General features: G+C 66.5%; 20 protein-coding genes, 1 tRNA gene and 1 other RNA gene. 12 read left to right on the forward strand and 10 right to left on the reverse strand.

The features are described from left to right. Positions 1-266: 266 nt before the first annotated feature. Positions 267-977, reverse strand: a complete 711-nt coding sequence (locus AB0L97_RS29870; RefSeq protein WP_364435950.1) for a hypothetical protein — start codon at positions 975-977, stop codon at positions 267-269. A 125-nt stretch (positions 978-1,102) separates the two neighbouring features. Continuing rightward, a complete protein-coding gene (locus AB0L97_RS29875) occupies positions 1,103-1,678 on the reverse strand; it encodes an HhH-GPD-type base excision DNA repair protein (RefSeq protein WP_356963408.1) in 576 nt (191 codons plus the stop codon). 173 nt (positions 1,679-1,851) lie between these two features. Here AB0L97_RS29875 and AB0L97_RS29880 point away from each other — a divergent pair, with 173 nt between their 5' ends. Both AB0L97_RS29880 and AB0L97_RS29885 read left to right on the forward strand, forming a co-directional pair. Continuing rightward, complete coding sequence (locus tag AB0L97_RS29880) at positions 1,852-2,658, forward strand: methyltransferase domain-containing protein (RefSeq protein ID WP_364435997.1); 807 nt, start codon at positions 1,852-1,854, stop codon at positions 2,656-2,658. A gap of 8 nt (positions 2,659-2,666) precedes the next feature. Further along, positions 2,667-3,107, forward strand: a complete 441-nt coding sequence (locus AB0L97_RS29885) for an SRPBCC family protein (RefSeq protein WP_364435954.1) — start codon at positions 2,667-2,669, stop codon at positions 3,105-3,107. A gap of 228 nt (positions 3,108-3,335) precedes the next feature. Here AB0L97_RS29885 and AB0L97_RS29890 read toward each other — a convergent pair whose 3' ends face one another. Both AB0L97_RS29890 and ffs read right to left on the reverse strand, forming a co-directional pair. Next, entirely contained in the window at positions 3,336-4,625 is a 1,290-nt protein-coding gene (locus AB0L97_RS29890) for an aminotransferase class I/II-fold pyridoxal phosphate-dependent enzyme (RefSeq protein ID WP_364435957.1), read from the reverse strand. Positions 4,626-4,839: 214 nt separating this feature from the next. Next, positions 4,840-4,934: signal recognition particle sRNA small type (gene ffs / locus AB0L97_RS29895), an RNA gene on the reverse strand. Between the two features lie 128 nt (positions 4,935-5,062). Here ffs and AB0L97_RS29900 point away from each other — a divergent pair. Next, a tRNA-Ser gene (locus AB0L97_RS29900) sits at positions 5,063-5,147 on the forward strand. A 230-nt stretch (positions 5,148-5,377) separates the two neighbouring features. Here AB0L97_RS29900 and AB0L97_RS29905 read toward each other — a convergent pair. Continuing rightward, entirely contained in the window at positions 5,378-5,662 is a 285-nt protein-coding gene (locus AB0L97_RS29905; RefSeq protein ID WP_364435960.1) for a hypothetical protein, read from the reverse strand. A 66-nt stretch (positions 5,663-5,728) separates the two neighbouring features. Here AB0L97_RS29905 and AB0L97_RS29910 point away from each other — a divergent pair, with 66 nt between their 5' ends. Together AB0L97_RS29910 and AB0L97_RS29915 are read left to right on the forward strand one after the other, a co-directional pair. Next, positions 5,729-5,887: a hypothetical protein gene (locus tag AB0L97_RS29910; RefSeq protein ID WP_364435963.1), complete on the forward strand. Its 159-nt coding sequence runs from the start codon at positions 5,729-5,731 to the stop codon at positions 5,885-5,887. A 30-nt stretch (positions 5,888-5,917) separates the two neighbouring features. Then, on the forward strand, positions 5,918-6,625 hold the full coding sequence (locus AB0L97_RS29915) for a hypothetical protein (protein WP_364435966.1): 708 nt from the start codon (positions 5,918-5,920) through the stop codon (positions 6,623-6,625). Between the two features lie 12 nt (positions 6,626-6,637). Here the strand turns inward: AB0L97_RS29915 and AB0L97_RS29920 are convergent, their stop codons facing one another. Next, positions 6,638-8,128, reverse strand: coding sequence for a wax ester/triacylglycerol synthase domain-containing protein (locus tag AB0L97_RS29920; protein ID WP_364436000.1), 1,491 nt, complete (start codon positions 8,126-8,128; stop codon positions 6,638-6,640). Between the two features lie 174 nt (positions 8,129-8,302). Here AB0L97_RS29920 and AB0L97_RS29925 point away from each other — a divergent pair, with 174 nt between their 5' ends. Then, positions 8,303-9,943, forward strand: coding sequence for a cytochrome bc complex cytochrome b subunit (locus AB0L97_RS29925; RefSeq protein WP_356963396.1), 1,641 nt, complete (start codon positions 8,303-8,305; stop codon positions 9,941-9,943). Positions 9,944-10,039: 96 nt separating this feature from the next. Here AB0L97_RS29925 and AB0L97_RS29930 read toward each other — a convergent pair whose 3' ends face one another. Beyond that, positions 10,040-10,249 (reverse strand): DUF397 domain-containing protein, encoded by a 210-nt coding sequence (locus AB0L97_RS29930; RefSeq protein WP_356963395.1) that lies wholly within the window; start codon positions 10,247-10,249, stop codon positions 10,040-10,042. A gap of 423 nt (positions 10,250-10,672) precedes the next feature. Here AB0L97_RS29930 and AB0L97_RS29935 point away from each other — a divergent pair, with 423 nt between their 5' ends. The 4 genes from AB0L97_RS29935 to AB0L97_RS29950 all read left to right on the forward strand — a co-directional run bounded on the left by AB0L97_RS29935 (position 10,673) and on the right by AB0L97_RS29950 (position 13,635). After that, entirely contained in the window at positions 10,673-11,155 is a 483-nt protein-coding gene (locus AB0L97_RS29935; protein ID WP_356963394.1) for a DUF309 domain-containing protein, read from the forward strand. Positions 11,156-11,211: 56 nt separating this feature from the next. After that, positions 11,212-12,129 (forward strand): tRNA glutamyl-Q(34) synthetase GluQRS, encoded by a 918-nt coding sequence (gene gluQRS, locus AB0L97_RS29940; protein WP_364435972.1) that lies wholly within the window; start codon positions 11,212-11,214, stop codon positions 12,127-12,129. A 46-nt stretch (positions 12,130-12,175) separates the two neighbouring features. Then, the gene (locus AB0L97_RS29945; RefSeq protein WP_364435975.1) at positions 12,176-12,883 is read left to right on the forward strand and encodes an RDD family protein; all 708 of its coding nucleotides are present in this window, start codon (positions 12,176-12,178) and stop codon (positions 12,881-12,883) included. 359 nt (positions 12,884-13,242) lie between these two features. Then, positions 13,243-13,635 carry a hypothetical protein gene (locus AB0L97_RS29950; RefSeq protein ID WP_364435978.1) on the forward strand — a complete coding sequence of 131 codons (393 nt, stop codon included), beginning with the start codon at positions 13,243-13,245 and terminating at the stop codon, positions 13,633-13,635. Between the two features lie 60 nt (positions 13,636-13,695). Here the strand turns inward: AB0L97_RS29950 and AB0L97_RS29955 are convergent, their stop codons facing one another. Further along, on the reverse strand, positions 13,696-14,214 hold the full coding sequence (locus tag AB0L97_RS29955) for a DUF4190 domain-containing protein (protein WP_356963390.1): 519 nt from the start codon (positions 14,212-14,214) through the stop codon (positions 13,696-13,698). Between the two features lie 29 nt (positions 14,215-14,243). Here AB0L97_RS29955 and AB0L97_RS29960 point away from each other — a divergent pair, with 29 nt between their 5' ends. Continuing rightward, on the forward strand, positions 14,244-15,023 hold the full coding sequence (locus AB0L97_RS29960) for a queuosine precursor transporter (RefSeq protein WP_356963389.1): 780 nt from the start codon (positions 14,244-14,246) through the stop codon (positions 15,021-15,023). Positions 15,024-15,085: 62 nt separating this feature from the next. Here AB0L97_RS29960 and tgt read toward each other — a convergent pair whose 3' ends face one another. Next, a complete protein-coding gene (tgt, locus tag AB0L97_RS29965) occupies positions 15,086-16,345 on the reverse strand; it encodes a tRNA guanosine(34) transglycosylase Tgt (protein WP_364435983.1) in 1,260 nt (419 codons plus the stop codon). 69 nt (positions 16,346-16,414) lie between these two features. Next, positions 16,415-16,882, reverse strand: a complete 468-nt coding sequence (locus AB0L97_RS29970; protein WP_364435986.1) for a MarR family transcriptional regulator — start codon at positions 16,880-16,882, stop codon at positions 16,415-16,417. Positions 16,883-16,944: 62 nt separating this feature from the next. Here AB0L97_RS29970 and AB0L97_RS29975 point away from each other — a divergent pair, with 62 nt between their 5' ends. Beyond that, positions 16,945-17,451, forward strand: a complete 507-nt coding sequence (locus tag AB0L97_RS29975) for an SgcJ/EcaC family oxidoreductase (protein WP_364435989.1) — start codon at positions 16,945-16,947, stop codon at positions 17,449-17,451. Positions 17,452-17,796: the final 345 nt, after the last annotated feature.

The raw sequence follows: 17,796 nt of genomic DNA on the forward strand, positions 1-17,796 counted from the left end.
AAACAGCTCAGCTGCAGCAAGAGAGGCGACACAGTTCGCGTGTCAACGGCAGCCGCAGACCCAACGCGGCGGTCACGTAAGTGACGCGCAGGAGGTTCCATCGGCCGGCAGACATGTCATTAAAATTAACACCGATTTGCCCGACGCACCAACCCTCGACGCGCCGCTGTGTGCACACGCACATTGTTTCCCCAGGTCGCGAGCACGCGAAAAAGACCCCGCTCACCCGGAAGACGGGCAGAGCGGAGTCTTTTCACGCGGAAGGATTACTTCGGTGCGATGAACGGCTGATTGATCGTCGTGAAGTACTGGATCGCGGCGCCGATGGCGACCGGGGCGGTGATCAGGATCTGACCCGCGAGGGTGCCGAGCGCGCCGACGGCGATGATGCCGCCGAGGCAGCCGATGGCCGCCGCCGGGATGAACGCGCCGAACAGGCCGACGATCGCGGCGGAGGCGACGGTCGCGCCCGCGATGCCGCCGAGCACGCAACCGATGGCGCCGCCCGCCAGGCCGCCGACGAGCGTGCCGATGGTCGCACCGGCGGCGATCGTGCTGGTCAGACGGGTCCAAGCGGCGACCTCACGGTCGTACTCGGTCTTCCACGGCGCCTTGTCCTCGTACGGCAGAGCGACCGGCTTGTAGACCGCGTGTTCCCGGTCGAACACCGGCGTCAGCGTCGCGGTGCGACCGGAAATGGCTGCGGCGATCGGGAATTCGAAGTCGTCGAGCTGAAACCGCAGCGGCTGCGCGGCGAGCACGGTACCGTTGGAGGCCTTCACCTCGAGCACCTCGTTCTCGACCACCAGCGAGCCCGCGTCGATTTCGATGATCGACTGGGTATCGGTCGCGTGCGCGGTGAAATTGATTGCGCTTTCCGCGTTTTCTTCTGCCGGGGCGGCACCGGACGTACCAGCGGCCACTCCGGTCGCAATGGTCACCAGCGCCGCCACCACGGCGAGCTTCCTCATCCTCATGTCCTGCAATCCCTCATCTCAGGTGGAGCCGTACCAGCCAAAAGCATCGGGCACCGACTCTGCGATAACGAGGAAAAAACGCAGGGCGATTTCAAATAGGCAACCGGGGAGTTACGGTCACCGGACTACTTCGCTTTGGCTGCCGCTTTCGCCTGCTTCTTGAATTCCCTTACCTGCGCGAGGGATTCGGCGTCGGTAACGTCGGCAACCGAACGGCGCGAGCCCTCGTCGCCGTACGCGCCCGCCGCCGCGCGCCAGCCTTCCGGCCGCACGCCACGTTGCTTGCCCAGCAGGGCCAGGAAGATTTTCGCCTTCTGCTCGCCGTAGCCGGGGAGGTCCCGCAGGCGGCGCAGCACCTCCTTGCCGTCCGGGTCTCCCGCGGTCCAGATGTTCTCGGCCTTGCCGTCGTAGTGCTCGATGACGTAGCGAGCCAGCTCCTGGGCGCGCCGGGCCATGGACCGCCCGTAGCGGTGGATCGCGGGCGGGGTCGCGGCGAGATCCTCGAACTCCTGCGGATCGGCCTCGGCGATGCGCTGGATGTCGAAGCCGCCCATCCGGTCGGCGATCTTCTTCGGGCCGCGGAAGGCGTGCTCCATCGGATATTGCTGGTCCAGCAGCATGCCGAGCAGCGTGGCGAAATGGTCCTCGGTCAGTAGCCGATCCGCCTCGGCGTCCTGCGCCAGGCACAGCGTGCGCGTCACTGTCCCGCCTCTCCGTCTATTCGGGCAGTACCAGACTAGTCGTCAGCGATAGTGACCCACCTCACATCCCCTACGCGCGGGTAGATGACCTGCCGCGTAGGCTCCAGGCCATGCCTCAGACGACGGCGACACCGACCAAGACGACGGCAACGGCCAGGGATGGACACGGGCCCATGAACACCTACGCATTGCGCCCCGATCGGTTCGACCGGGCAGGCCACGACCAGCTCGTCGACGTGCGCGACCTACAGGCCGCGCTGCCCGGTATCCGCCGCTTGCGCACCTGGGCGCACGAAGCGCTCGCGCTGCGGCCGGGCGAACACGCCGTGGACATCGGCTCCGGCACCGGGTCGGAGGTCATCACCTTCGCCGAAGCGGTCGGCCCGAACGGCAGCGCGGTCGGCGTCGAGCCGGACCCGCAGCTGCTCGCCTCCGCCGAGCGCCGTGCCGCTGAGGCCGGCTCGACGGCCAAATTCCACTCGGGGGATGCCTACGGCGTGCCGTTCGGCGCGGACTGCTTCGACGCCGTTCTGTGCGAGCGCGTCTTCCAGCACCTCACCGCCCCCGCCCGCGCGGCCAACGAGATCGCCCGCGTGTTGCGTCCCGGCGGCCGCGTGGTCGTGGTGGACAGCGATTGGGGCACGGCGATCGTGCACCCCGGTGACCGGCGGGTTGTCCGCGAGGTGATCGACACACTCGTGTCGGCGACCACCAATCCGCTGTCGGGCCGTCGCCTGCCCGGCCTGCTCACCAAGGCGGGCCTGGTGGTCGACGACATCGGCTCGGAGGCCCTGGTGCAGGACCGCAGCGTGGGCGCGGGCTCGCTGATCACCAGGATCTCGGCGATGGCGGTCGCGCGCGGCGCGATCACCGAAACGGAACGCGATCAACTGCTCGCCGACCTCGACGCGGGCGCCGCCAACGGCGACATCCATCTCTCGGTGACGATGTTCGCCGTCCTCGCGCACAAACCGCGCTGACCCGGCCGATGGCCGTCGACGTGCTGACCGACGTCGTGATCAACCGATCGCGCGAACTGGTCGCCGCGTATTCGGCCGATCCGGGGCACGCTCCGGCCTGGTACTCGCGCATCCACAGCGTCACGTGGGAAACGGAGCCGCCGCTGCGCGTGGGCTCGCGGATGACGTTCGTCGCCCACTTTCTCGGCGGCAGGCTCACCTATACCTACGAGGTGGCCGACTACGCGCCCGGCCTGCGGCTGGTGATGCGTGCCGTGACAGGTCCGTTTCCGATGGAGACCACCTACACCTGGGCCGATACGTCCGAAGGCGGTACCCGCATGACGCTGCGCAACCAGGGCGAGCCGAGGGGCCTGCGAAGGCTGGCCGCGCCCGTGCTGGAAGCAGCGATCCGGCGGGCGAATCGCGCGGACCTGGCGAGGTTGAAGGAACTGCTGGAGACCGGGTAAGCGTCGGGCCTCGGTCAGGGTCCCGTTCGCGGCGCGGTTTCCGTCAGTGCTGCCAGCTGTGCGCGCGTCGCAGCACGGCTCGAAGCGGGCTCTTCGGCAGCGCAGCCAGCCGTCCCGCCTCGATCGGAACACTGTCTCCTTCGTTTCGGCCGCGCCTCCGGCGTTCGATACAGACGGGAACGCCCGGCACGAAATCCATGCCGGGCGATCAATCGTCGGGGTCTGCTCCTACTTGCCGAGCAGCCTCTCGGTGGCCGCCAGCAGCACGCACGTGGCCAGCCCGTCCATCGCCTTCTCCAGCTCGGGCAGCTTCGGGAAGCTCGGCGCGATCCGGATGTTCTTGTCCTCCGGATCGTTCCGGTACGGGAAGGCCGAACCGGCCGCGGTGAGCGCGATGCCCGCCTCCTTGGCGAGGGCGATCACCCGCGCCGCGGTGCCCTCGAGCACGTCGAGGCTGATGAAGTAGCCGCCCTTGGGCTCGGTCCAGGAGGCCACCTTGGAGGCGCCGAGGCGGTCCTCGAGGATCTTCAGCACCAGGGCGAACTTCGGCTCCAGGATGGCGCGGTGCTTCTGCATGTGCGCGCGCACGCCGTCGGCATCGCGGAAGAAGCGCAGGTGGCGCAGCTGGTTGATCTTGTCCGGGCCGATGCTCTTCTTCGAGGCGTGGCTCAGATACCAGTCCAGGTTCGCGGTGGAACCGCCGATGAAGCTCACGCCCGCGCCCGCGAAGGTGATCTTCGAGGTGGAAGCGAACACCAACGGGCGGTTCGGATTTCCGGCGGCGGCGGCCAGCCCGAGCACGTCGATCACCGGGGCCGCGGTGTCGGTGAGCGGGTGCACCGCATACGCGTTGTCCCAGAACAACCGGAAGTCGGGCGCTGCGGCGGGCATCGAAACGAGTTCGCGGACAACCTCTTCGGAGAAGACGACGCCGGTCGGGTTGGAGTAGTTCGGCACCGCCCACAGACCCTTGATCTGCGGATCGCTCGCCAGCAGCTCGGCGATGGCGTGGGTGTCCGGGCCGTCGTGGCGCATCGGGATCGGGATCATCTCGAAGCCGAGCGCCTCGGTGATCGCGAAGTGCCGGTCATAACCGGGGGCGGGGCACAGGAACTTCAGCGTGTCCTCGGCGGCCCAGCGGCGCTCGGAATCATTCGTGCCGTACAGCATCGCGTAAGTGATCACGTCGTGCATCAGCTCGAGGCTGGCGTTGTTGCCCGCGAGCAGGTTGTCCACCGGGATGCCGAGCAGCTCGCCGAAGATCGCGCGTAGTTCCGGGAGACCGTGCAGGCCACCGTAGTTGCGGCAGTCGGTGCCGGTGCCGTCACGGAAATCGCCGTCGCCGGGCAGGCGCAGCAGTTCGGCGGACAGGTCGAGTTGCTCCGGCGAAGGTTTCCCCCGGGTCAGGTCCAGCGTGAGCTTCTCGGTCTTGAGCGTCGCGTAGTTCGCGGTCTGGGTGTCGTGCTCGAGCACGAGCTCCTCATGGCTCATCAAACCGATCTGCGTTTGCCGGGGCATCCTGGGCAGCCTTTCAAGCAGCGAGGGGACGATGGGTTTGGCCGGACCGATGTGCGGCGGCGACCGAACAGTTGTCCGCGCAGACGCACGTGCACCCGCGGACGGTGTTCACGTTACCCGTGCAGCGGCCGGAATTGGAGGCGTTATCCGAGGGCGGGATGCAGAGGCGAAACCGAACCGCGCCCGCACCGGCCGGGCACCGCACGAGGCCAATGAAAGGGGACCCCGCGCACCCGGCAGAGCCCGTTGACCCTTGCTGCCTTCCGGCCCTGGGGGGATTCACAGGATGCGCGCCGCGCGGGATCCGTCGGCCAGTGTAGCGCCTCCGGCCCGCAAACCCATCTTCCGGGTCCACCACCCCCGATCGACCAGGCACTTCCCCCACGTCACCCCACCTATTTGGCGACCGGCCGGGGGCTACCGGTATGCTGCTCCACGGAGGATTCGCCTAGTGGCCTATGGCGCTCGCCTGGAACGCGGGTTGGGTTAACGCCCTCAGGGGTTCAAATCCCCTATCCTCCGCCGAAGAAAGGCCTGGTCAGGACGGTTTTACTCCGTTCTGACCAGGTCTTTTCTCATCGGTGGCCAAACGCATCGAAGAGATGTCGGCTCGGTCGTAGCGCCGCTGGAGGGTGACCCGGCGGGCAGATGCCGACTCCGTGACCTGCGTCGGTCAGCCTGTCCGACGAATAACGCGCCCCCACCTCCATTGATTCGGGCGCGGGCCGAATCGCTGTATCCGGTGTGCCGGCCTACTTCTCCAGCTTCTCCAACATCCACGTGCCGAGGGCGTACATGTCGTCGGCGGGGATGGTGCGCGTGTGGTGCAGGGGCGGGGTTATCCAGCGGAACCGACGCCACCCAGTGGCCGGACGGATAACCCAACCGCCGTACTCGCGGTGAGGATGCCACTGGCCCTCACCGGTATAGCCGGGCTCGCGGGATTCACGCCGGAACCAGGCGTGCATGTGGCGGCGCAACAGAAACCAGCGAGTGGACCATGTCGGAGGGCCGCTAGTGATAACGAGCAGCTTCATCGGAGTGAACCTAGCACTGGAGGATGGCGGGCACGGTTTCTTCGCGCCGGCCATACTGCGTTGCAAGTGGTCGAGCAAACCGCGTCCGACCGTGTCGCGAAGAAGCTGGCGGGGGTGTACAACCGCACCGGGCAGTTCGTGACGGTGGGCGCGGTGGTCGAGCTCGCGCGTGAACGTGGTGTGCCGGTCGATGTCGTGTGGCCGAACGGCGCCGCACGGGACTGACACCGGTCGAGCTTTCAGATTCCCCTCGGGTTGCCGGACGAGCCCAGTTCGTCCGATCTGGGCTGTGCGACTGCCCATTCCGGTGGAATGATCTTCTCCGTGACTCAGTGGCTCCCGCTCTTCGGTTCTCTCATCGTTGCCATTGCGGCATTGGTCGGCGTGCTGGTCAACAACCGCACGAACCGTGCGGCACTCACCGCCGCGGACGAGCGGAACCGGGTCACCTTGGACGCGGCGCAGCGCAATGTGGAGTCGACCAACGCGGCGGCCGAGCGGCGCGAGCACGACAAGTGGCGGCGGGAATCGGTGCTGACCGCGGTCTCGTCCGTGCTGTCCATCTCGAGCGACGTCCGCCAGCAGTTGCTGCATTGCGAACTCTGGGAGGCCGACGAGCTCGATGAGGTCGATACGGAGATCCGGCAGATCATCACCGGCTCGCGAGGCTACATCAGCAACCTGCGCGTCGTGTCGCATCGCAAGATCCCCAATCGCTGCGAGGACCTGATGCGCACGCTCACCGCGGCGCTCAACATCAGTTTGCAGCGCCGCCGGATCGAATTCGACGGCGAGGCCACCGCCGAAGAGATCACCGAAATCCAGGCGCTGTGGTCGCGGGCGATCGAGAACACCGTCGAGGAGGAGCGCTCGGTCATCAACGCAACCCGGCTCGAACTGGATATCAAGATCTCCGCCGAAGTGCACCAGGCCGCGCCGCAGCCGGCCCTCGCCCGTTCTTGACCGGCGGGCTCGTCACACCGATGGCGACGCCGGAGCGGAGTCGACCCGCGTGAGGTGCGCTTCGAGCAGCGCGGCACGCAGGTGGGCGGCGTAGGCGTCGAGGTCGGGCAGCACCGCCGGGTCGGCGTGCAGGGAGATGGTGACGGTGTCGCCGAGTCCGTGCACGCCGTGGGTGAGATGCATGACGGAACCGAGGGCCGGGAACCCGGCCGTGAACCGTACCGCGCCGCCACCGAACGAAAGATCGGCTGGACCACGGTCGACACTCGAGACGACGGTGTGGCCCGCGATCGAGTCGGGCACGGCGTCGAGGGGGTAGCGATCCACGTCGCGGCGCAGCAGCGGGGCCGGCATGGCCGCGGTGACCCGGCCCTGCGCGGACAGCAGCGGGTGCTGGGCGCGGACGCGCCGGTCGGCGAGCGCCGCGGCGATCTTGTCGGCGCGCAGGCGCAGATCGGGCTCGTCGATGAACAGGTCGACGCCGAGACCGCGATAGTTGTTGCGTGCGCGGCCGGCTTCGGGAAGCGCCATCGGCACCTGCGCACCGAGCCGCTCCACCGGCTCGCCCACCTCGGCCAGGTAGCGGGCGAGCGCCAGCGACACCGCGGTCAAGACGACCACCGTGACGGTGCGGCCGGGCACCCGCAGGTCGGCGGAGGGGAACACCAGCATTCGAGCTTCGTGCCGCGAGATGCCTTGCGGTGAAGACCGATTCAGCACACTCGGCGGGAAACCGGCTGCGGGTGGCGGCACTTCACCCGATTCGGTCAGTTCCGCGAGCCGCCGCTGCGCCCGTAATGCCTGGTAGCCGCGGACCGCGGTCGCCGCCACCCGGACCGGCGTGCGCAGCACACCTACCGCCGAGTCGACCAGCACCCCGGCCGCCGACACCGCGTCACCGATCGTCCGCGCCCGTGCCGTGACCTCCGGCCGCCGCGCGAGGGTCTCCAGCCGCGATCCGGGCGCGGTCCTGGCGTCCGCCGCCGAACCCGCCGCTCCGGGCGCCGCCGAAGTCATCCGGCTTCCGTCTTCGACCGCGGGAGTCTCCGAGAACAGCGCACGCGCGATCGCTGAGGACCGCCGCCCATCGGCCAGGGCATGGGACATCTGGAGCACCGCCACCAGCGCGGGCTCGCCGCCCAGCCCCGGCGCGTCGGCGATGGCACGGAACACGTGCAGCCGCCACGGGTGCACGGCGGCATCGACTCCGGTGCCGAGCAGATCGCCGAGGACCTCCAGCAAGCACGACCAACTGCGCTCCGGCAGTTCGTGTTCCACGAATTGCTCGGCGCCGAATTCGCATCGGGTCCACATCGGGTAATCGATGTCCGCGGGCAGTTCGCGCAGCCGGACCCCAAGGTCGTCGATCCGCGCGCTCCGTTCGGCGACGGCGGCGCGCAGTTCAACCGTGGGCAGTCCACGATCGGCGAAGCAATACAACAGAAAAAGGTCGTTGCGCGTACGTTCGGACAACCAAAACATCGTCGCGTCCTGCGGTGCCATCGCGCTCACAGGTAAAACGATATCGACTCGGGCCGGATCGCCTCCGGCGGGCCGGAGCAATGTGAATGATCTTGTTCCACAATTCCGTCCGGAAAATCCCATCGATTCCGCCACGCAGCTCTGCTACCGTCTGTAGTAGGAACGGATACCACTCACCCAGGCGGGGTGTCGGTCATGGCTATAGATCTAGCTCGCAGAATCGCCAACCAAGCCGATGAGGCGGACGAGCGATATAAGGCCGCCGCGTTCGTCAAGCGGTCGATCAACAAGGTGTTCCCCACGCATTGGTCGTTCCTGCTCGGCGAGATCGCGCTCTACAGCTTCATCATCCTGCTGCTGTCGGGCGTCTACCTGACACTGTTCTTCGACCCGTCCATGACGGAGGTCGTCTACAACGGCTCCTACCAGCCGATGCGCGGCGTGACCATGTCCCGGGCGTACGAGACGGCGCTGAATCTGTCCTTCGAGGTTCGTGGCGGCCTGTTCGTGCGGCAGGTGCATCACTGGGCGGCGCTGCTGTTCGCGACCTCGATCATCGTGCACCTGTTCCGTATCTTCTTCACCGGCGCGTTCCGCAAGCCGCGTGAGGCGAACTGGGTGCTCGGTTCACTGCTGCTGATCCTGGCGATGTTCGAGGGCTTCTTCGGCTACTCGCTGCCCGACGACCTGCTCTCGGGCACCGGCCTGCGGGCCGCGTTCTCCGGCATCACGATCTCGATCCCGATCATCGGCACCTGGCTGCACTGGCTGATGTTCGGCGGCGACTTCCCCGGCGACATCATCATTCCGCGGCTCTACGTCGCGCACGTGCTGCTGTTCCCCGGCATCATCCTGGCGTTGATCGCCGCGCACGTGGCGCTGGTGTGGTACCAGAAGCACACCCAGTTCCCCGGCCCAGGTCGCACGGAGAACAACGTGGTCGGCGCCCGGATCGTGCCGGTGTTCGCCGCCGACCAGGGCGCGTACTTCGCCTTCACCCTCGGCATCGTGGGCCTGCTCGGCGGCATCTTCCAGATCAATCCGATCTGGAACCTGGGTCCGTACAACCCGTCGCAGGTGTCGGCGGGTTCGCAGCCGGACTTCTACATGATGTGGACCGACGGCATGGCGCGATTGATGCCGCCGTGGGAGCTGTACCTGGGCCGTTACACCGTGCCCGCCGTCTTCTGGGTCGCCGTGATCATGGGGCTGGTCTTCGTCGTCCTCATCGCCTATCCCTGGATCGAGAAGCGGCTCACCGGCGACATCGGCGCGCACCACAACCTGCTGCAACGTCCCCGCGACGTGCCCGTTCGCACGGCCATCGGCGCGATGGCCATCGCGTTCTACACGGTGCTCACGCTGTCGTGCGTCAACGACATCATCGCGTACAAGTTCCACATCTCGCTCAACGCGACGACCTGGGCCGGACGCATCGGCCTGCTGCTCGCGCCCCCGATCGCCTATTTCCTGGCCTACCGCATCTGCATCGGCCTGCAGCGCAGCGACCGGGCCGTGCTCGACCACGGGGTGGAGACCGGCGTGCTCGTGCGCCTGCCGCACGGCGAGTACATAGAGGTCCACCAGCCGCTCGGCCCGGTGGACAAGCATGGCCACCCGGTTCCGCTGGAGTACCAGGGCGCGCCCGTGCCGAAGAAGATGAGCAAGCTGGGCGCGGCGGGCAAGCCGGGCACCGGCAGCTTCCTGCGCGCGGATCCGCGGGACGAGAGCGCCAAGCACTTCGAGATCGAGCACGAAGAGGAACGCAAGCAACTCGCGGTGCTGCGCAAGGTTCAGGAACGGGCGAACGGCGACGGAAACGGTTCCGCCCACTGAACATTCGGCACCCGACCCGCCCGGAAAACCGCGAAGGCCCCGAGTCCGATACGACCCGGGGCCCGCTTTGCCTTGTTCAGGCGATTCCGGAGCAGTTCAGCCGCACCGGAATGCTCCCGTCGAGACCCCCACTAGGAATGCATCCCACTCACCCGGCGCAAACGCCAAGACCGGACCACGTCCACTGGCTTTGGTGTCACGAACCGCGACACGGCCGTCGACGAGAAAAGCTACTTCCACACACGCGCCATCCGGACCGCTGTATGTGCTCTTGCGCCATACAGCGCCCGTCCAACCAACCTCCACGGTACTAGCTCCTTTGCTGCGTCGAGAGCGAGATTTCTCCTGACATCGTTCCAGCTAGCAGCGGTATCCGACTGGAAAGCCGAATCCCGTGGTGCACCTTTTGCCGGAGCCCACTTTCCCGGTGCGTCGATATCGCACATCGAGTTCGAGAGGAAATTAACCTCGCGCGGGGCCCGTCCCCGCGCGGTAACACTAGCAGGTCCTTCGAAAGTTTGCCCGGCTCTTGCCTATTCAATCATCGCAACCACACACGTTTGCGAAGCAGCAGGGTTGCGGGAACATTGCCGACCCTAGGTATTCATTCCAAACACTGGCGTACCACAATGTTTTTAACGGATGTGATTGCTCTGTTATCGGCCGACAATTCCCCTCCGGCCGAGGGCAGCGTCGACGGCGGCACAGCGGCCGTGCATGATGGAACCTATGGTCGAACGCGATCGAGACGACGCAGGTCGCGCCCGTAATGCCCGTCCGCGCGACCGCCTCGGGCGTCCGCTGCCTCCCGGCAGTACCGGAGTTGCCCGAATTCCGGATGATCTCGATCTTCCGCCCCAGCAAACCTTGACCTTCGCCCAGCAACTGCTGGACGAGGGACTCGCATTCAATGCACACGAGGTTTTAGAGGCCGCATGGAAGAACGGATCGTTCGCCGAGCGGATGCTGTGGCAGGCGCTCGCGCAGTTCGCTGTCGGTCTGACGCACATACAGCGCGGAAATCCCAAAGGGGCGCGTACACTGCTCGCCCGCGCAGTGTCGCGGATGACGGCATACCGACCGGAGAGCGGGCAGGCGCCCTACGATATCGACCTACCCGGATTGATCGCCCACGCCGAAGCTCTGCTCGCGACGCTGGAAGCGGGCGGCGAACCGGCGGACGCCGACCTGCGGCCGCGTCTGCGCGGCTGATCGCCTCGCTTCTACCATGGCCGGGGTGCGCTTCTCATCGTCCATCAGACGAGCCCGTGCCTGAGCCGGGTGCGGGCCGGTATGCGCCGAGCCCGTCCGGGGACCTGCATCTCGGCAATCTCCGCACCGCACTGCTTGCCTGGGCATTCGCTCGTTCCACCGGCCGCCGCTTCCTGCTCCGGATCGATGACCTGGATCGAGTGCGGCCCGGTGCGGAGCAGCGGCAGCTCGACGATCTCGCCGCGATCGGCGTGGATTGGGACGGGCCCGTGGTACGACAGTCCGATCGGTTGCCGCAGTACGAGGCGGCCATCGAACGCCTCACCGCCGCCGGGCTCACCTACGAATGCTTCTGCACGCGAAGGGAGATACAGAAAGCAGCGACGGCGCCGCACGGACCGATGGGCGCCTATCCCGGAACCTGCCGCACCCTGATTCCCTTGGAGCGCGAGCGGTTGCGCGCGCAGGGCCGCCCGGCCGCACTCCGGCTGCGCGCCACGGCCACCGAGTTCGAGGTGTACGACCAGTTGCACGGTCGCTACCGGGGCCCGGTCGACGACGTGGTGCTACGGCGCGGTGACGGCATCCCCGCCTACAACCTCGCCGTCGTGGTGGACGACGCGGCGCAGGGCGTCGACCAAGTGGTTCGCGGCGACGACCTGCTGCCATCGACCCCGCGACAGGCATACCTCGCGACGCTGCTCGATCTGCCTGTACCGCACTATGCCCACGTGCCGCTGGTGCTCAATTCGGAGGGGCGGCGGCTGGCGAAACGGGATGGGGCGGTGACACTCCGCGAACGATTGGCGCTCGGCAACACGCCGGAGGAAGTAGTCTCGGCACTGGCCGCTTCGCTCGGCTTCACCGCGACATCGTCGTCCGAGCTACTCGAGCGTTTCGACACCCGGCGGCTACCCCGTGAACCGTCGGTATTCGACGTGGACGGGTTGTTGCGAAGCAGCCCATGTCCGTAACGTACGCATCGTCCAACTACTGATCAATCGACGAGGACAAACAACTATGACAAGCGGTGGGTACGACCCCAACCAGTATCCGCAGGGCGGGCAGCCGTACGGCCAGCCGTACCCCCAGGGGGGCGACCAGTACGGCCAGCAGCAGCCGCAATACGGGCAACAGCCCCAGTACGGCCAACAGCAGCCGCAATACGGGCAACAGCCCCAGTACGGCCAACAGCAGCCGCAATACGGACAGCAGCCGCAGTACGGACAGCAGCCCCAGTACGGGCAGGAACCCTACGGTCAGTACCCGCAGCAGCCCGGGTTCAACAACTACAGCGGACAACCCGGCGACCTCTTGACCCGGTTCGGAGCACGCGTCCTCGACGCCATCTTCAGCGGCATTCCGGCAGGCATCGTCTACTGGCTGGTCGCGTACGGCATCGGCGGCTTCATCGGCGGCATTCTCGCCACCGCCATCGCCTACGTCGTAATCGTCGGCTACTACGTGCTGCTGGAGACCTCCCAGGGCGCCACCTTCGGCAAGAAGATCCTCGGACTGAAGATCCTGGCTCCCGGTGGCGCGGCGAAGATCGACCCGCAGACCTCGCTCAAGCGCAACCTCTTCGTCGCCCTGAACATCATCTACTGCATCGGCGGCCTCGCGTCGTTCGGCTTGGCGATCTACATCGCGATCACCATCGAGCAGGACCCGAACAAGCAGGGCTGGCACGACAAGTTCGCCGGCGGCACCCAGGTCGTGAAGGCCTGATCCGCCGAAGGCCCGGAACCGCGAAGCGGGTGTGCGCTGAACCAGCGCACACCCGCTTTCTTTGTTGCGGGACAAGCAGGATCACATACCGCTTACACCTGATTCGTTCTGTCCGACAGATAATTACGTCTACATCGACTCGATAATGCCTGTCGTTGTCCGGGTTGTGAAAGTAGGATCGCACTAACCCACTCCGGCCACGCGGCCGCGTAGTGAGGTCAAGGGGGGATTCGCCAGATGGCAGCGCGCGACTTCGTGGACCTGTTGGGTCCGGTCAGCCTGCGTACGGCCAGGCAACCGAGTAGCGCCTCGAGTTCCTCGCGCGGGCCCCGTTAGCAGCAACAACAGAGAGTCTCGGCATGAACATCATCAGATCAGCGGCAGCCGCCACCGTTCTCGTCAGCTCGGTGCTCGGTATGAGCACCGTCCTGCCGGCAGGTGCGGCGGGAGCACAATCGACGCAGGGCGATTGCGGAAACATCACTTGCACGGTCCGGCTCGATCGCGCGCAGACACGTAGCGCGAGAGACAAGAGCTGGCTGGTAGGTGCCGGTTCCGGCCTGATATGCGCTCCCCTCAATGTGGCGGGTACCGTCTGCGCGGGAGTGATCGCGCTCGTCGCGACCGACATCGCGGTCGACGCGGGTACCTACTACGAGAACGGTAACTGCATCGGCATCCGGTTCATTCCCCATGGCCTCACGTTCGCGGGGACGACGGAAGTCACACGCGGGACCTACAACTGCGCGTGAGCCGGGCGAGGTGCCATTCGTTCGCGAATGGCACCTCGATGGCTCGACTCGTACGGTGAACTACGCGCTGGTCGTCCCCGCAATGATCACGACGACGAACCACAGGATGGCGAGCACGATGGCGCCGACGCCGATCCAGATGCCCGCGAGCGCCATACCGCGGCCCTCCTGGCCGTTCTGCTTGATCTGGTTCAACGCGATCACGCCGAGGATGATGCCGACGATCGAGCCGAGCCCGCAGGTGACGAACCCGACCAGCGACGAGATCAGCGCACCGATCGCCATGCCGTTGGTGCCCTGCGCCGGGACTCCGTAGGGCTGGTACGGAGTCTGGTAGCCGTATTGCGGCTGCGGATACGGCTGCGCGGGCTGCTGGTAGGAGGGGTACTGCGGCTGCGGAGGCGGCGTCATCGGCTGCGAAGGCGGCTGCACCGGGTACTGCGGCGCCGACGGGTAGCCCGACGGCTGCTGCTCCGGGCTCGGGTATTGCGGGACCGAATTCTGTCCACCGGACTCCGGCGACACGCCTTGGCCACCGTACTGCTTCCACCACTCGTCGGAGTCCCCGGGATTCGTCATTGCTACAGCGTATTCCACAACCTGGTTGGATGATGCGGGTGAGTGAGTCGAAAACCACACAAGAGCACGGCGGGCCTGGACGCCCCGCGGACCACGCGGCATTTGCCCAGGTAGCGCGGGGGTACTACGCACCGATCGTGGCCCTTTTCACGGCAACCCTGATCATTTCCAACATCTGCGCCACCAAGGGGGTGGAGTTCTTCGGCGACCGATCGGTGTCGCTGGGGCCGCTGCAAATCCTTCCGATCGCCACCGACGGCGCATTCTTCCTGTTCCCGCTGGCCTACATCCTCGGCGACGTGCTGAGCGAGGTGTACGGCTTCCGCGCCACCCGGAGGGCCATCTACTACGGCTTCGCTGCCCTGCTGCTGACGGTCGTGTGCTTCGCCATCGCGATCCGGCTGCCCGCCGCGAGCTTCTACGACAACCAAGAGGCGTTCCGCACCGTCCTCGGGACGACGCCTCGGCTCGTCATCGCGGGCCTGGCCGGGTACTTCGTCGGCCAGCTGCTGAATTCCGCGACGTTGGTGCTGATCAAGGAGCGGACGAAGGAAAAGTACCTGTGGGCCAGGCTGATCGGATCGACCATCGTCGGCGAGTTCGCCGACACGCTGATCTTCTGCTCGATCGCCGCGGGCGCCATCGGCATCGATACCTGGCAGCAGTTCATCAACTATGTGATCGTCGGCTTCATCTGGAAGACCCTCTGCGAGGTGTTCGTGCTCCCGATCACCTACCGAGTGATCGCGTTGCTCAAGAAGCACGAACCGAGCTACTCGCCGACCGAAGTGGATCCGCTGCACACCTGACGAAATTCCCGGCAGACCCGAGAGGGCGCGGGCCACGAGAGACGATCGAAGACTTCGCGGAGTTACCGATCCACTTCGTGCCCCGCGCCCTTCTTACTTCTCCAGCAGCCCAGTGTCTGCGCCTTGTGTTCATCGAAGTAACCGCCCTCGATGCTCTCGCGGATCCGGTCGACCAGGCGAATCGTGAACCGCTCGTTGTGAATCGTGCACAGCGTTGCGGCGAGCATCTCCTTGGCCTTGAACAGGTGATGGAGGTAGGCGCGCGTGTAGTTGGCGCAGGTGTAGCAGTCGCAGTTCTCATCAATCGGGGTGAAGTCGCGACGAAAGCGGCTGGTATTGATGTTGAACCGGCCGGTGTCGACGTAGATCGCGGCGTTGCGGGCGACCCGGGACGGGTTCACGCAGTCGAAGGTGTCCGCGCCGTTCTCGATGGCGGTGAAGATGTCCTCCGGCTCGCTGATGCCCAGCATGTGGCGCGGTTTGTCCTCGGGCAACTCGTCACAGCACCACCCCACGATGGCGCCCAGATTGTGCTTCTCCAGCGCGCCGCCGATGCCGTAACCGTCGAATCCCGTTCCCGCGTTTCCGCGAATCGACTCGAGTCCGCGGCATGCCTTTCGGCGCAGGTCCTCGTACTGCGCGCCTTGGACGACGGCGAACAGCGCTTGATACGGCCGGTGCGTGCGCGCGGCGGTCAGCCGCTCGTGCTCATCGATGCAGCGCTGCGCCCACTCGTGGGTGCGCTGCACCGATTGTTCCTGATAGGCGCGGGTGTTCAGCAGCGTGGTGAGTTCGTCGAACGCGAACATGATGTCGGCGCCGAGCTGGTGCTGGATGTTCATCGACACCTCGGGCGTGAAGCGGTGCACCGAACCGTCGAGGTGGGAGCGGAACGTGACACCGTCGTCGTCCACGGTGGCCAGCCGCTCTTTGCCGGGTGCGATCACGTCGTCGCTGCGTACGTCGACCGCTTCCATCGCGAGCACCTTCTTGAACCCGACGCCCAGTGACATCACCTGGAACCCGCCGCTGTCGGTGAAGGTCGGCCCCGGCCAGTTCATGAACGCGCCGAGCCCGCCCGCCTCGTCCACGATGTCGGCGCCCGGCTGCAAGTAGAGGTGGTAGGCGTTCGCCAGCAGCGCTTGGGCGCCGAGTTCCCGCATGGTCTCCGGCAGGACCGCCTTGACTGTCGCCTTGGTGCCCACCGGGATGAAGGCGGGCGTGGCGATCGACCCGTGCGGCGTGGCGATCACACCGGACCGGCCGTGCCGCCCGTCCAGGCGCGTACCGACGGTGAAGGAGAAGGATTCGGGACCGGACACCCCGCTATCCTCGCAGTTCGGCAGACGCCGCCCGAACCAGGCCACCGCTCGCCCCGGCCCCGGCGCCGGTCAGTCGGATTCACCGAGACGCGACACTCGCTCGGTCTGCTCCTGGTGCACGCGCAGTGCGGTGCGCAGGAAGTCGAGCGCGATGTGCAGCTCGTCGGTGTCGAACCGAGTGAGAGCGTCGGCCCCCGCCATGCCGACGGGCTCGAAGATCTCTCGCGCCACCTCCTCGGCCCGCGCGGTGCCTTCCACCAGTATCCGCCGCCGATTGCCGGGATCTTGTGCGCGCGAGACGAATCCGGCCCGCGCCAATCGGTCGACGACGGTGGTGGTGGCAGCGGGACTCAGTCGCAGCGCGACGCTGAGCTCCCCCGCCGCCAGCGGCCCACGGCCGAGCACGATGTCCAGGCAGCGCAGGTCGGTGCGATTCAATCCCAGGCGCACCGCCGCGGCCTCGTCGAAGGCGTCGAAACTCTGCTGCAGCAGCCGCAACTCCTGCGTGATCGCACCGATCAATTCATCTTTCGACATTCGAAACTTTCGTCTATCGTACATTTCGATGTCCGAATCATAGCATCGAAAGGCACGCTCCCATGAACACGACACTCGACCAGCGCCGCGCCGACGATCTAGCCCTGCGCGGCCTGTTCGACAAACTCATGCAAGCCTGGACCGATAACGACGCCGCCGCCTACGCTGCGCTGTTCACCGAGGATTCCGACTACGTCTCCTACGACGGCACCCGAGCCATCGGCCGCAGCGAGCATCAGGCCAACCACGCCAAGCTCTTCCGCGGCGTCCTGGCCGGTTCGGCACTGGTCGGCGATCTCGAGTCGATCCGCATCATCACCCCCGACGCGGCGATCCTGCACGGCACGGCATCGGTCCTGATGCCCTGGCGTTCCCGGCTGCCCGAACGCCGCCTGTCCCGCCAGACACTGGTGACCGTCCGCACCGACCAGGGCTGGAAGATCACCGCGCTGCACAACGGCCGCGTCCGCCCGGTACGCATCCCCGAACCGGATTCCTTCCCGTCGCGAATGTCCCAGCTCATGGCCCGCCTGGCGCGACGCCTCGGTTTCGGCCACAAGCGATCGTAAGAGCCGGTTCACGAACCAGGCCGCTCAGCGCCGCGCTGGAAATCACCAACCGCACCGCGCGGGCGCGACCCCCACAACAATCCTCGGACGCCCAACCGACAGCCGGCCACTGCGAATCGCATGCACCGAAGTAGCGGACTCGAACGCCGACGCGCCCAGCGCACCGCAACCACGTCTTTCGAGCGCAGCGAGACCGAGCATCCGCCGTTCGCGGCCCGGCTCGCGTCCGAGTGACCGCCGCGTAGGCGACGAAGGAGCCGAAATACGCGGCTCGGTCGTCACGCACATGAATTTCCTGCTCACGCCATAGGACCGACCCGGCCCGCACCGCCTGGGCGCTGTCGG

The organism is Nocardia sp. NPDC051911, from assembly GCF_040681035.1.
In the GTDB taxonomy this organism is placed as follows: domain Bacteria; phylum Actinomycetota; class Actinomycetes; order Mycobacteriales; family Mycobacteriaceae; genus Nocardia; species Nocardia sichangensis.

Coding starts and splice junctions, on each gene's coding strand:
- AB0L97_RS29950 (WP_364435978.1), top strand. CDS start 13,243: ATGAACATCATCAGATCAGCGGCAGCCGCCACCGTTCTCGTCAGCTCG.
- AB0L97_RS29970 (WP_364435986.1), bottom strand. CDS start 16,882: ATGTCGAAAGATGAATTGATCGGTGCGATCACGCAGGAGTTGCGGCTG.
- AB0L97_RS29975 (WP_364435989.1), top strand. CDS start 16,945: ATGAACACGACACTCGACCAGCGCCGCGCCGACGATCTAGCCCTGCGC.
- AB0L97_RS29905 (WP_364435960.1), bottom strand. CDS start 5,662: ATGAAGCTGCTCGTTATCACTAGCGGCCCTCCGACATGGTCCACTCGC.
- AB0L97_RS29885 (WP_364435954.1), top strand. CDS start 2,667: ATGGCCGTCGACGTGCTGACCGACGTCGTGATCAACCGATCGCGCGAA.
- AB0L97_RS29955 (WP_356963390.1), bottom strand. CDS start 14,214: ATGACGAATCCCGGGGACTCCGACGAGTGGTGGAAGCAGTACGGTGGC.
- AB0L97_RS29880 (WP_364435997.1), top strand. CDS start 1,852: ATGAACACCTACGCATTGCGCCCCGATCGGTTCGACCGGGCAGGCCAC.
- AB0L97_RS29890 (WP_364435957.1), bottom strand. CDS start 4,625: ATGCCCCGGCAAACGCAGATCGGTTTGATGAGCCATGAGGAGCTCGTG.
- AB0L97_RS29945 (WP_364435975.1), top strand. CDS start 12,176: ATGACAAGCGGTGGGTACGACCCCAACCAGTATCCGCAGGGCGGGCAG.
- AB0L97_RS29870 (WP_364435950.1), bottom strand. CDS start 977: ATGAGGATGAGGAAGCTCGCCGTGGTGGCGGCGCTGGTGACCATTGCG.
- AB0L97_RS29920 (WP_364436000.1), bottom strand. CDS start 8,128: ATGGCACCGCAGGACGCGACGATGTTTTGGTTGTCCGAACGTACGCGC.
- AB0L97_RS29925 (WP_356963396.1), top strand. CDS start 8,303: ATGGCTATAGATCTAGCTCGCAGAATCGCCAACCAAGCCGATGAGGCG.
- AB0L97_RS29960 (WP_356963389.1), top strand. CDS start 14,244: ATGATGCGGGTGAGTGAGTCGAAAACCACACAAGAGCACGGCGGGCCT.
- AB0L97_RS29935 (WP_356963394.1), top strand. CDS start 10,673: ATGGTCGAACGCGATCGAGACGACGCAGGTCGCGCCCGTAATGCCCGT.